11 protein-coding genes and 1 tRNA gene are annotated in these 12,594 nt (G+C 61.0%); 7 read left to right on the forward strand and 5 right to left on the reverse strand.

Annotated elements, in window-relative coordinates; translation table 11 throughout:
* Positions 1-33 precede the first annotated feature (33 nt).
* Positions 34-873, reverse strand: coding sequence for a universal stress protein (locus BM216_RS17735; protein ID WP_093000546.1), 840 nt, complete (start codon positions 871-873; stop codon positions 34-36).
* Positions 874-962: 89 nt separating this feature from the next.
* On the reverse strand, positions 963-1,736 hold the full coding sequence (locus BM216_RS17740; RefSeq protein ID WP_093000547.1) for a competence/damage-inducible protein A: 774 nt from the start codon (positions 1,734-1,736) through the stop codon (positions 963-965).
* Positions 1,737-1,972: 236 nt separating this feature from the next.
* On the opposite strand from BM216_RS17740, the gene wrbA reads away from it, so the two are divergent.
* Positions 1,973-2,572 carry an NAD(P)H:quinone oxidoreductase type IV gene (gene wrbA / locus BM216_RS17745; RefSeq protein ID WP_093000548.1) on the forward strand — a complete coding sequence of 200 codons (600 nt, stop codon included), beginning with the start codon at positions 1,973-1,975 and terminating at the stop codon, positions 2,570-2,572.
* 87 nt (positions 2,573-2,659) lie between these two features.
* On the opposite strand, the gene BM216_RS17750 is transcribed toward wrbA, so the two are convergent.
* Both BM216_RS17750 and BM216_RS17755 read right to left on the reverse strand, forming a co-directional pair.
* Positions 2,660-2,965, reverse strand: a complete 306-nt coding sequence (locus BM216_RS17750; protein ID WP_093000549.1) for a hypothetical protein — start codon at positions 2,963-2,965, stop codon at positions 2,660-2,662.
* 171 nt (positions 2,966-3,136) lie between these two features.
* A tRNA-Leu gene (locus BM216_RS17755) sits at positions 3,137-3,221 on the reverse strand.
* A 152-nt stretch (positions 3,222-3,373) separates the two neighbouring features.
* Here BM216_RS17755 and BM216_RS17760 point away from each other — a divergent pair.
* From BM216_RS17760 to BM216_RS17780, 5 genes are all read left to right on the forward strand, one after another.
* Positions 3,374-4,273, forward strand: coding sequence for an alpha/beta hydrolase (locus BM216_RS17760; RefSeq protein WP_093000550.1), 900 nt, complete (start codon positions 3,374-3,376; stop codon positions 4,271-4,273).
* A 116-nt stretch (positions 4,274-4,389) separates the two neighbouring features.
* On the forward strand, positions 4,390-5,640 hold the full coding sequence (gene ilvA, locus BM216_RS17765) for a threonine ammonia-lyase (protein WP_177230835.1): 1,251 nt from the start codon (positions 4,390-4,392) through the stop codon (positions 5,638-5,640).
* An 83-nt stretch (positions 5,641-5,723) separates the two neighbouring features.
* Positions 5,724-6,044, forward strand: a complete 321-nt coding sequence (locus BM216_RS17770; protein WP_093000552.1) for an HlyU family transcriptional regulator — start codon at positions 5,724-5,726, stop codon at positions 6,042-6,044.
* A 151-nt stretch (positions 6,045-6,195) separates the two neighbouring features.
* Entirely contained in the window at positions 6,196-9,351 is a 3,156-nt protein-coding gene (gene amt / locus BM216_RS17775; RefSeq protein ID WP_093000553.1) for an ammonium transporter, read from the forward strand.
* Between the two features lie 79 nt (positions 9,352-9,430).
* Positions 9,431-10,714: a GGDEF domain-containing protein gene (locus BM216_RS17780; protein WP_093000554.1), complete on the forward strand. Its 1,284-nt coding sequence runs from the start codon at positions 9,431-9,433 to the stop codon at positions 10,712-10,714.
* Positions 10,715-10,733: 19 nt separating this feature from the next.
* On the opposite strand, the gene BM216_RS17785 is transcribed toward BM216_RS17780, so the two are convergent.
* On the reverse strand, positions 10,734-11,351 hold the full coding sequence (locus BM216_RS17785; RefSeq protein WP_093000555.1) for an FMN-dependent NADH-azoreductase: 618 nt from the start codon (positions 11,349-11,351) through the stop codon (positions 10,734-10,736).
* A 154-nt stretch (positions 11,352-11,505) separates the two neighbouring features.
* On the opposite strand from BM216_RS17785, the gene BM216_RS17790 reads away from it, so the two are divergent.
* The gene (locus tag BM216_RS17790; protein WP_093000556.1) at positions 11,506-12,477 is read left to right on the forward strand and encodes a LysR family transcriptional regulator; all 972 of its coding nucleotides are present in this window, start codon (positions 11,506-11,508) and stop codon (positions 12,475-12,477) included.
* Positions 12,478-12,594 lie beyond the last annotated feature (117 nt).

Here is a 12,594-nt window from a genome sequence, read left to right on the forward strand (position 1 = left end):
AGGCAGCCGCCGGCCGGTTTTGGCGCGGTTGGGTCACCGCGACAGCAGCGTGAGCGCGGTCATTTTGTCGAGCAGGCTGCGGGTGACACCGCCGAACAGCATCTCCCACCAGCGCGAATGGCCGTAGCCGCCCATCACCAGAAGATCGATGCTCTGGTCAACCAGACGTTTTTCGATCGCCTGTGCTGGCGACGTGCCGCCGCTGTCCTGCGTCGTCAGTGTCACCGAAACCCCGTGGCGGGAGAGGGCTGCTGCAATCTCGGCTCCCGCAAGCTCCGGGCTCCGGTCGCCGCGCTCCGGCGGATCCACGACCAGAATTTCGACCGATGTCGCATTCTTGAGAAGCGGCAGTGAATCGAATGTCGCGCGGGCCGCTTCCCGTGAACCATTCCACGCAATCAGTACGCGTTCGATCGGCTTCAACTGCTTCAGCGTATAGGGCACGAGCAGCATCGGCCTGCCGCTCTCGAACAGGAAGCTCTCGAGATCCGCACGGTGATCGGTCTGGGTCGGATCGCTCTGTGTTGCGACGACGAGGTCGACGGCGCGCGCCGTTTCCTGCACCGAACTTGATGAATAGCCTGCCGCCAGCATGAAGCTGCGCCATTCCGAGGACAGGCCTTCCCGCGTCGTGCGCTGACGGAAGATCTGCTCGATCGCAGCGGTTTCCTTGTGGGCTGTGTCCTGAAGGATTTCGATTGCCGCGGGATCGGGGATCTCCATCGGTGCAATCAGCGGAATGGCGGCGAGCGTCTCGGCATGGACGCCGATGAGATGCGCGGAGAACTGTTCGGCCAACGCGACGGCGAAATCGGTGATCTGAATTGCGTTGCGCTGGGTGTCGAGAACGGCAAGGACCGTCTTGTAGGACATGGAAATCTCCTCATCGGCTGGCTTCATTGCGAACCAGTATCGAAGATAAGGTGGTGCCGATTTGATGCCGGTCAACTACCGGCGGCACGTCAGGCGTCGGCTGTCGGATTGGGGGCGATCTTTGCTGCGTCGAGCGTGGTGATCATTGCCTCGACCGCCTCGGCCGCGGCATCGAGCGGCGCGGCATTGCGAGCGCGCACGACGATCTCCGTCGAAAATTTCTTGCCGTCAAAGCGCGGATAGGAGCCGATGCTCGTCTCCGGATGTGCCTTCTGGATGTCGGCGAGCAGGGTGCCGATATCTCCCTCGCCATAGGGGCAGGAGACTGAGCGCGACAACATTTGCGCGCCGCTGCGCAGGGTCGGCAGCGCGTTGTCGACCATGGCCTGGAAGACCTGCGGAACACCTGCCATGACATAGACATTGTCGACGATGAAACCCGGTGCCGTCGAGACGGGGTTTGCGATGTGGCGGGCACCTTCCGGCATCCGCGCCATCCGCTGGCGGGCAGGGGTGAATTCCATTTCGCGCCGCTTGTACATGTCGCCAAGCAGCGTCATGGCGGCCGGATCGTAGATGCAGGGCACGCCAAAGGCTTTTGAAACCGCATCCGCGGTGATGTCGTCATGGGTCGGGCCGATCCCGCCGGAGGTGAAGACGTAATCGTAGCGTGCCCGAAGCGCGTTGAGCGCCTCGACGATGGCGTCCTCCTCGTCGGGAACGATGCGCACCTCCTTGAGGTCGATGGCGGAGAGCGTCAGCATGTCGGCGAGGTGGCCTATATTCTTGTCCTTGGTGCGCCCCGAAAGAAGCTCGTCGCCGATGGCGAGCATGGCTGCGGTAACGATTGGGGATTCGGACATGGCGGGCCTCCTGACAGGTAATCCGTCCTACGCCTGAAAAGTGGAGGCAGGAAGAGGCAATCTTTCCTTCCGCCGAAGCGCCCTATCTAGATCGTTGTATTTTCGTGACCGTCGACGGCTGACTGTCGTCGAAATGCGAACAGTGCGTTGATCGGTCGGGCGGCTGTGCCTCGGCGGATCAGGTTGATACATCTGGTTGCGGATTTGACTGCCCTGATATCAAACGGAGAAACCTCATGGCTAAGGTTCTGGTTCTTTATTATTCCGCTTACGGTCACATCGAGAAGATGGCCTATGCGGTCGCGGAAGGTGCAAAGTCCGCCGGCGCGGACGTGACCGTCAAGCGCGTGCCGGAACTCGTTCCGGAAGACGTTGCCAAGGCGTCTCATTTCAAGCTCGACCAGGAAGCGCCGATCGCAACCCCGGACGAACTCGACCAGTATGATGCGATCATCGTCGGCTCCGGTACCCGCTTCGGTACGGTGACCTCGCAGATGCGCAATTTCTGGGATCAGACCGGCGGCCTCTGGGCAGGCGGCAAGCTGGTCGGCAAGCTCGGTTCTGTCTTCACGTCGTCGGCGACCCAGCACGGTGGCCAAGAGACGACCATCCTTGGTTTCATCCCGACCCTCCTGCATCACGGCATGGCCGTAGCAGGCCTTCCCTACGCCTTCCAGGGTCAGATGGGTGTTGAGGAAGTAAAGGGCGGCTCACCCTACGGCGCATCCACCATCACCGGCGGCGACGGCTCGCGCCAGCCTTCGGAAATCGAGCTGGAAGCGGCGAAATATCAGGGCGCCCATGTTGCGAAGCTGGCCGCCAAGCTGTCGGCCTGATCCGCATCCGTTTTTTGCGGCATAGAAGAAGGGGAGCAGCTTGGCTGCTCCCCTTCCTGCATCGGGCAGTCCGAAGAATGCCTAATTCTAGCGCGGGTTACACGACTGTACGACAGGTGCCTGCAATTCCGTGGGCAGCGTCGCCGGATTTCCGCCATTCGGCGGCGTGCAGTTGGAGTTGTTGCTGATGGAGCCGGTCGTGGTCGTATCCACGGCCATGCCGCTCGACGCCCCATACTCCATCGTGGTCGAATCATAGGTCGTGGTTGGAGCCATCATCCCATCCGAGGCGCCTGGAGTGCCTGCAGGAGTGTTTGAGTCATAGGTCTGCGCCAGCGCGCCGCCGGCTGCCATCATGACCGAAAGGGTAGTTGCTGCAATAAGCGTCTTCATCGAATTTCTCCCATTTGTTACGGGAGGGGAACAGACGCTCGCATGCCTTTGTTCCGAAAAAGAATTGAACAAAATTTGTGCCGCCAATCGAGGAACAAAATCGCCGCAATGGAGATAGGTATCGGATGGGCTGCGTAAGGGGAGATCGATCGAGCCACGACGCATGGAGCATGGTGCGGACGGCGGGGATCGAACCCGCATGACCGAAGTCGAGGGATTTTAAGTCCCTTGCGTCTACCAGTTTCGCCACGTCCGCCTCATGGGCTTTCTCGACGGCTCGGGAACAAAAAGCAAGCCTTCGTCCGGTCTAAAAAGAATGAATTTGCGGCAGCGCATCTTCCAAGCCGTATGTTGAAGGCGTCCGCGATCAGCCTATTTCCTGCCCCATCGACAACGAGGTAGGTTCCCATGTTCAAGCGCATATTGTTCTTTCTGATGGCCGTGATGGCAGGGGCTGACGCCCGTGCCGAGGGGACGGTCAAGGAAGGGCAGTTCATGTCGAGCCAGATCCTCAGAAAGAATGTCGAGTTCACCGTCTACCTGCCGCCCGGTTATGGCCGCGACGAGCGGAAATATCCGGTCATCTATCTGATGCATGGGGGCGAGGGCGGAAAGAACCACGACTGGTATCGTTATGGCGGCGCCGATCGCGTCTTCGACCGCCTGATCGAGGCGGGCGAGATGCCGCCCTTCATCGCCGTGACGCCGGAGGGGCGGCGCGACGAGGAGGACAGGTTCAACACCTATTACATGAACGATGCGGACGGGCAGTATCGCTGGCAGGACATGTTCGTCCGGGAGCTTGTGCCCCATATTGAAAAGACCTTTCCCGTCATCCCGGGTAAACGGTCGCGTGCCGTTCTCGGCCTTTCCATGGGAGGTTATGCCGCCGTCGCCTATTCGATGAAATATCCGGACATGTTTGCCGGTGCCGCGGCGCTGAGCGCGGCCTTCCGCACCGACCAGCAGGTCATCGACATGGATCAGGCGGGCTACGAGCGCCGCTACGGCAAGGCCTGGGGACCGGGCCTGACCGGCCGCGGCCGTCTGAATGAGGCCTACTACGCCAACAGCGTGCTCGACCTTGTCGACAAGGTTTCGCCGGAGGCCATCGCCAAGACCGATCTCTATATCGACTGTGGTTCCTATGACGACTTCTTCGTCGGCAATGCCGAGTTGCACCTGAAGCTGACCAGGCGCGGCATAGAACATCGGTTCATGGCACGCGAAGGTGGCCACGACTGGCCCTATTGGCGGTCGGGGCTGGAGGGGGCAACGCTCTTCATCGGCAAGGTCTTCCGCCAGTAGCCGGATCGATGGACTGTCCCGTGCCGCTGCCGAACCGTTTTGGCGATAATTGACTTGGTGTCCGTGTCGCGCCTGTGGCATAGCGGGGCAACTTTTACGATGCAGGATTGCCTATGCTGACGAGAACGGGTGTGGAGGACGCCATGGCGGCGGTCCGGACGATTTTTCCGGAAACGCCGCTGCAGTTGAACGAGCATCTGAGCCGCAAATACGGCGCGGAGATCTGGTTGAAGCGCGAGGATCTGTCGCCGGTCCGCTCCTACAAGATCCGCGGTGCATTCAATTTCCTGCGCAAGGCGATCTCTGCCGGCGACAAGGACAAGACCTTTGTCTGTGCGTCTGCTGGCAATCACGCGCAGGGCTTCGCCTTCGTCTGCCGGCATTTCGGGGTCAAGGGCGTGGTCTTCATGCCGGTGACGACACCGCAGCAGAAGATCGACAAGACGCGCACCTTCGGCGGCGAGTTCATCACGATCAAGCTGGTCGGCGACATTTTCGACCAGTGCTACGCCGCTGCCCGCGCCTATGTCGAGGAGACCGGCGGCAGCATGGTGCCGCCCTTCGATGATGGCGATATCATCGAAGGACAGGCAACGGTCGCGGCCGAAATCAGCGCGCAGCTGCCCGATGGAACCCAACCGGATCTCGTCATTCTGCCGGTCGGAGGCGGTGGTCTCGCATCCGGCATCACCGGCTATTTCAGCGACGTTCTCGCTGCCGGCAGTTTCGTCTTCACCGAGCCGACCGGCGCGCCGAGCCTAAAGCGCAGCCTCGAGGCGGGTGAGGTGATCGCGCTGCCGAAGGTGGATAATTTCGTCGACGGCGCCGCTGTCGCACGTATCGGCGATCTCAATTTCGCAGCGCTGAAGGATTTCTCGCCGGAGCAGGTGATGCTGGTGCCGGAAAACGCCATCTGCGTCACGATGACGGACATGCTGAATGTCGAAGGCGTGGTGCTGGAGCCGGCGGGTGCATTGTCGATCACCGCGCTCAACCTGCTGCCCGCCGAGAAGATTGCGGGCAAGACGGTGGTTTGCGTCGTGTCAGGCGGCAATTTCGACTTCGAGCGGCTGCCCGACGTGAAGGAGCGGGCGATGCGTTATGCCGGACTGAAGAAATACTTCATCCTGCGCTTGCCGCAGCGTCCGGGCGCCCTGCGTGATTTCCTTAATCTGCTCGGCCCGGACGATGACATCGCCCGCTTCGAATACCTGAAGAAGTCGGCGCGCAATTTCGGCTCGATCCTGATCGGCATCGAAACCGTCGCACCGGAGAATTTTTCCGGCCTGCATGAGCGTTTCGAGGCGGCGGGCTTGGGCTACGAGGACATTACCGAAAACGAGATCCTGGCGAACCTGATCATCTGACCGGGTCGCCGCCGGGGGACAAACCCGGTCATGTTTCAAGCCGGCGCTTCCGGCTTCTTTTCCAATATGCTAGGCAGATTTCCATGGCTTCGATTTTTTCATCCCTGTTTTCGCTTTTCTCCGGCAACGGACAGCCGGCCAAGGCCGCGCGCGAAGCCGAGCCCGTGCCCTACAACGACTGCCTGATCTTTCCGGCGCCGATCGCCGAGGGCAGCCAGTTTCGCCTTGCAGGGCGGATCGAAAAGAACGTGAACGGCGAGACCCTGGTCCGGACATTCGTGCGCGCCGACATGTTCTCGTCGATCGACGATGCCGTGACCTTTACCGTGCGCAAAGCAGAGCAGATCATCGACCAGAACGGCGCGGCGCTGTTCTCCGATGGCGTGAAGTCGCGCACCGCGTGAACGGCAAACCGGCCTAAGTTCCGACACTCACTCAATTTTAAGGCCTTCGATTTAGGCTGGCTGGGCATTTGTCAATTTTTCCCAGCGGTCTGTATCGATGAGATCACAGCGGCTATATTTTAAGCGCGTTGTCTTTATTCTTCTGGCAGTCATGTTTCTGCCGAATGCTGCCCTTGCTGAAGGTGGCGCACCAGCCCCGTCGGGTATCGACGTCGCGTGGGTTCTCGTTGCCGCGGCCCTGGTGATGCTGATGCAGGTCGGTTTCCTGCTTCTTGAAGCCGGCATGGTACGGTCCAAGAACTCCAAAAAGGCCGCGCAGAAAAACCTCCTGGACTTCGTCTTCGGCGTCGTCATGTTCGCCGCAGTCGGTTTCATGCTCGCCTTCGGTCAATCCGGCGGATTGCCGTTTGGTGCCGATAAGTCTTTCTATTTTCTCGATGATCTGAACGCTTGGCAGGTCGCATTTTTCGTCATCCAGGTCATGTTCTGCGGCATCGCGGCGACCATCGTGTCGGGCGCGGTCGCCGAGCGGATGAAACTGTCCGCCTACGTTTTCGTGACGCTCATGATGTCGGGCCTGATCTATCCCGTTTTCACCCATTGGGCCTGGGGTGATGCGCTGTCGCCGAGCAGCACGGCGTTCCTCGCCAATCTCGATTTTATCGACTTCGCCGGCTCGACCGTCGTTCATGCCACCGGTGGTTGGGCAGCCCTTGCGGCCTGCCTCGTGCTGGGGCCGCGGATCGGTCGCTTCCGCGCCGACGGATCGCCGGTAAGGATCGCGGGACACAGTCCTGTCCTGTCCACGACGGGGGCTTTGCTTCTGTTCATCGGCTGGATCGGCTTCAATGGCGGCTCGGCACTGGCCGTCAACGACAGCCTGGCCGTCATCATCGTCAACACCTTGCTTGCCGGGAGCATGGGCGCCTGCGTCGGATATGTCGTCGGCTTCTACCAGGATCGCGTCATATTGCCGGAGAAATCCAATGCAGGCATGCTTGGTGGGCTGGTGGCGGTAACGGCCGGGTGCCAGCTGCTGGATCCGGCGGGCGCGCTGCTGATCGGCGCGATCGGCGGCTCGGTCGCCATCTTCGGCAATGCCTTGGTCGAGCGTAAGCTGAAGGTGGATGATGCGGTGGGTGCGATTGGCATTCACGCCTTTGCCGGGGTCGCCGGCACCTTGCTGGTCGCGCTTCTGGTGCCTGTCGACCGGCTTCCGGCCGGTGGCAGGCTTGCGCAATTATGGATACAGGCGGTCGGTATCGGCATCAATTTCTACTGGGCCTTCGGTGCAAGTTATCTCCTTCTCCGATTTCTCGACCGGTTCTTCGTGCTGCGGGTCAGTGCGAGGGATGAAGAGGACGGACTGAACATTGCCGAACACGCCACGCGACTGGGCGTTGGCCACGTGGAGGATGCGCTGGCCGACCTTCTGGCCGGCAAGGCGGATCTCGCCAGGCGCCTGCCTGTGATCAGGGGCGATGAGGCGGAGCGCCTGACCGGCCTGTTCAACGATTTGATGGATAAGGCACAGGCAGAGGAGCGCAGTCGCGAACAGAACCTGCAGGCGACACACGAGTACGACCAGGCGGAGCGCGTAGCGGCCCTTGCCAGCGCCACCTTCGAGGCAATCCTGATCCATCGCGACGGCGTAGTGCTCGACGGTAACGAGGAACTGGCAAAACTCGTCGGCCGGCCCCTTTCCGATCTCATAGGGCGGCAGATCTTCGAGTTCCTCGTGGATGGCGAAACGATCCAGGTTTCGGAGATCATCAAGCTCAATGATGACCGCAGCCACGAGATTTTCATACGCACTCCCGACGATGGCCAGATACCCGTTGCTGCACGAGGCCGGGACATCACCTTCCGGGGAGAAAATGCGCGCGTCGGCTGCTTTGTCGATCTGCGCGAACGCAAGGAGGCCGAAAAGCGGATCCGCTATCTGGCGCAGCATGATCCGCTGACCGGATTGCCGAATCGCGTCCTGTTTACCGAGAATCTCGCCGCGCTGATGCAGGAAGGTGGAGCCGGGCGCCGTTGTGGCATCGTCAAGCTGGATCTCGACCGCTTCAAGGACATCAATGACATCCATGGCCATCAGGCAGGCGATGAAGTGATCCGTATGGTGGCGACGAGGCTTCAAACGACCGCCGGATCTCGACATATCGTCACCCGTCTCGGCGGCGACGAATTCGCCGTCATCCTTGATGCTCTCTCCTCGGAGGAGGAACTGGAGGCGTTCGGAAACCGTGTACTGGTCGCCATGGCTGCGCCGGTCGATATAGGCGGCGGAGAAGAGGTGAGCGTCACGGTCAGCATGGGAGGGGCTCTTTGGCCCGCTCACGCAGTCGACATGGATGCGCTGATCGGATGCGCCGATGTCGCGCTTTCGGACGCCAAGAATTCCGGCCGGAACGCGTTCAGGACCTTTCTCGCCGGCATGAATGATCTGATCGAGAAGAGGCGCGCCCTGGAGGCGGATCTCGAGCAGGCCCTGCATCAGGGGCAATTCGAAATCTACCTGCAGCCACGGGTGAAGGTGGAGGATGTCAGCATCGTCGGCTACGAGGCCTTGCTGCGCTGGAATCATCCGCAGCGGGGCATGATCAGCCCGGCGGATTTCATCCCGGTCGCCGAGGCTTCCGGCAAGATCATCCGGCTTGGTCAATGGGTTCTGGCGGAAGCCTGCCAGCTGCTCGGCCAGGTCGAAGGACATATCAGCGTCAACGTTAGCCCGCTGCAGTTCCGCCACACGGATTTCGTTGAGCACCTGAGCGAGATTATGCGGAAGTCCGGTGCCGACCCGCGCCGGCTCGAACTCGAGATCACCGAGAGCGTTCTGATTGACGACGACCGCCGGGCGGTCCAGATTCTCAACGACGTGAAGCGGATGGGCGTGGCGATCGCTCTCGACGATTTCGGCACGGGCTATTCTTCCTTGAGCTATCTCAGCCGCTATCCGTTCGACACGATCAAGATCGATCGGAGCTTCGTGAAGAACCTGAGTGTTGCCGACAATGCGCGCATGATCGTCAGGACCATCATTGAGCTCGGCGTCGGTCTCGGCATGAAGATCGTGGCCGAAGGGGTCGAGACACTGGAGGAGGCGATGTTCCTTGGCCAGGCCGGGTGTCATGAGCTCCAGGGATTTCTCCTGGGGCGGCCGGAGCCGCTGGCGAATGTGGTTCGCGCCATCGAACCGCAGACAGCTAAGCGTTTGGAAGAAATGCCGAAGCGTCAGCCCGAGATGCGCGACGTCGGCTTTGCCGCCCGCAGTGTACCGCGGCTTGTGAAATTCAACTCGTGAATCCACAGTCCTGTTTGACTGAAACTTAACCCCGTAAGCGCTAGAAATCTTCAGTTTTGTGGGCTGGAAAGACTTTCCCATGCCGTGGCTCAACCTGTGCCTGTTCCTTCTCGAAGCAGTCGTCTACTTCTCGGTGATGACGGCGTTTCTGCATTTCCGCCGCGCCCTCGGGCTCGGGGTGTTTCTTGCAGCGCTCGGCGTCATGCATTTCATGGAAACCTATCTTGCGGCGGTCTTCTATGTGGAACTGCCGTTCGGCACGGTTTCGCCGGGCTCGTCGGTCTTTTTCGCCGGCAAGCTGATGATGATCCTGCTGCTCTATATCAAGGAAGATGCGGCCACGGTTCGCCAGCCGATCTATGGCCTCCTTCTGGGCAATCTCCTGACCGTCGGGCTTGCGCAGATCCTGCAGGCTCATTCGGCCGTGGCACTGCCGGGTGGCCGCTCCGCCGATATGGGCTTCCTGGATGAAATGGGCTGGCTCATGGTCTGGGGCACCTCGATCCTCTATCTGGATTCGATCGGCATCATCCTGCTCTACGAGCGCCTGGGCCGATGGATGGAGCGCAATATCGTCCTGCGTTTCGCCATCAGCGGCGCGGTCATGCTGACCTTCGACCAGGTCGCCTTCTACACCGTTCTGCGCATTCTCCTCGATGCGCCGATCTCCGTGCTCTTTGGCGGCTGGTACGCGAAAATGCTGGCGGTGCTGATCTATTCGGTTCTATTTGCCGTGTATCTGAGGCTCGACCAGACGAGGACATGGTTCAATCCGACGCGCGAGATCCGCGACATTTTCAACGATTTGACCTTTCGCGAGCGCTATCAGGCGCTGCTTGCCAAGGCGGGCGTGGACAGCCTGACCGGCGTATTCAATCGTGGACGATTCGAGGCCGATGCGCCTGACCTGATCCGCGAATGCTTCGGCAAGGGCAGGGCCGTGAGCATGCTGATCATCGATGCCGACCATTTCAAGCAGATCAATGACCAGTTCGGCCATCAGCGCGGCGATACCGTGTTGAAGGAGCTTGCCGAATGTCTGGGGAGCGGCGCGCGGGCCGGCGATCATCTGTCGCGCTTCGGCGGCGAGGAATTCGTGCTGCTGATGTGCGGCACGGATCACGACGATGCCATACAGCGCGCCGAACAGTTGCGGAATGACATTTCCCAACGCGTTCTCAGGCCGGAAGGGCAGGGGCTGACCGTGTCTATCGGCGTGGCGACCGGGCCGGAGGACGGCAGGACGCTCGACGTGCTTCTGGGGCGTGCCGACGAGCGGCTCTATCACGCAAAGAATAGCGGCCGTGACAGTGTCTACGGCCGCTTGGGAAGGTTCGTTGCCGACGACCGCCTTGCGGGCTGACGTCAGGGCCAGGTCGTGATCAGGCCGCTACGGCGAGCTGCTGCGTGCGCTGCTGTGCAGAAGCGATCGCCTTCTCCAGCGCTTCCGGACCGAAGGCCGTGCCTTCGACATAGATCACTTCGACGTCGGTCATGCCCATGAAGCCGAGAACGGTTTTCAGGTAAGGGACGGCGTGGTTCATCGCCATGGCCGGGCCTTCCGAATAGATGCCTGCGGCGGACAGGACGATATAGACCTTCTTGCCGGTGGCGAGACCCTGCGGGCCTTCGGCGGTGTAGCGGAAGGTCTGGCCGGCGCGGGCGACGTTGTCGATCCAGCTCTTCAGCGTCGAATAGATGTTGAAGTTGATGAGGCCGGTGGCGAGCACGACCGTGTCTGCAGCGAGCAGTTCGGCGGTCAGCTGGTCGGACACGGCGGCAGCGGCGGCTTCTTCGGCATTGCGGGCTTCAGCCGGCTTGCGGATTGCCGCAGTGGTCACGGTGTCGAGATGGGCGATCGGGTTCTTGCCGAGGTCGTGGCTGACGACGGTTGCATTCGGATCCTGCGCCTTCAACTTATCGACGAATTCGTTAGCGATCCTGGTGGACAGCGATTCGTCGCCACGCGGGCTGGATGTCACGAGAAGGATGGAGGACATGGTGCCAATTCCTTGATTACTCTGGAGGTCGCGAGGACCTTGTTGTTGTTCAGCGAGACTGGAGGGCTCGTCTCCACAGACAAATAGGAGTGGACCGTCATCGATAAAACGGGGATAATATCGAAGGTTCCTATCGAACATTTGGATAGCTGACATGGATGCCAATCCGACACTCGACCAGTTGCAGGTCTTCATTGCGGTCGCCGAAACAGGAAGTTTCTCGGCTGCGGCCCGTGCCTTGAACCGGGGGCAGTCGGTTGTCAGCTACACGATCAGCAATCTCGAGGCCCAGCTGGAAGTGCCGCTGTTCGAGCGCAGCGGGGCGCGTCAGCCGAAGCTGACCGACGCGGGCAGGGCGATGCTCATCGATGCCCGCCGCATCGTCGCGGACCTTCAGGTCATGCGTTCGCGCGCCAAGACCATCAAGCGTGGACTGGAAGCCGAGATCACGCTGGCGATCAGCGTCATGGTGCCGGCGGATGCCGTGGTGGCGGAGCTGAAGGAGTTCCGCGAGGAATTCCCGACCGTGGCGATCAACCTCAATGTCGGCGAGCTCGGCATGGTGATGGACATGGTGCTGAACGGCGGGGCTGATATCGGCATCGGCGGCGCTCTGCTCAAGCAGGACGGGTCGCTCGTTGCCGACAAGATCGGCCATTCGTTCATGGTGCCGGTCGCCGCCGCCGATCATCCGCTGGCAGGCTTCGACCGGCCGCTGACTTTGTCGGACGTGCGCGAGGAGACGCAGCTCGTGGTGACGGACGCATCCGGCATCACCGCCGGGCGCGATTTCAACGTCCTGTCCTATAAGATCTGGCGGGTCAGCGACATCGCAACCAAGCACCAGCTCATCAAGGGCGGTCTCGGATGGGGCGGCCTGCCGGCATCGCTGGTGCGCGACGATATCCGCAACGGCAAACTCGTCGCGCTCGAACTCGATGCCTACGAGCAGGGCCAGTACCCGCTCTATGCCCTTCGCAAGGCCTCCAATCCGCCGGGACCGGCCGGGCAGTGGCTGATCGACAGTTTTGCGAGACGGCTTTCGACCTGCCCCAATCACGAGACCTTTACGGAAGTCCTGAAGGCAGACAGCGACCGGGTCCGTTATCCCGAGGCGGCTGAATAACGGGCAGGGCGTGTGCCCGGAGTCGGCGAATTGACCATATCTCTCGCTCTGCTATAACGGCGCAACGGTCAGCAGTTCACCGAGGCGTCGCCGTCCCTTATGGGAAGCTAAACCTGC

The sequence above is a fragment of the Rhizobium sp. NFR07 genome (genome assembly GCF_900111905.1).
GTDB lineage: Bacteria > Pseudomonadota > Alphaproteobacteria > Rhizobiales > Rhizobiaceae > Neorhizobium.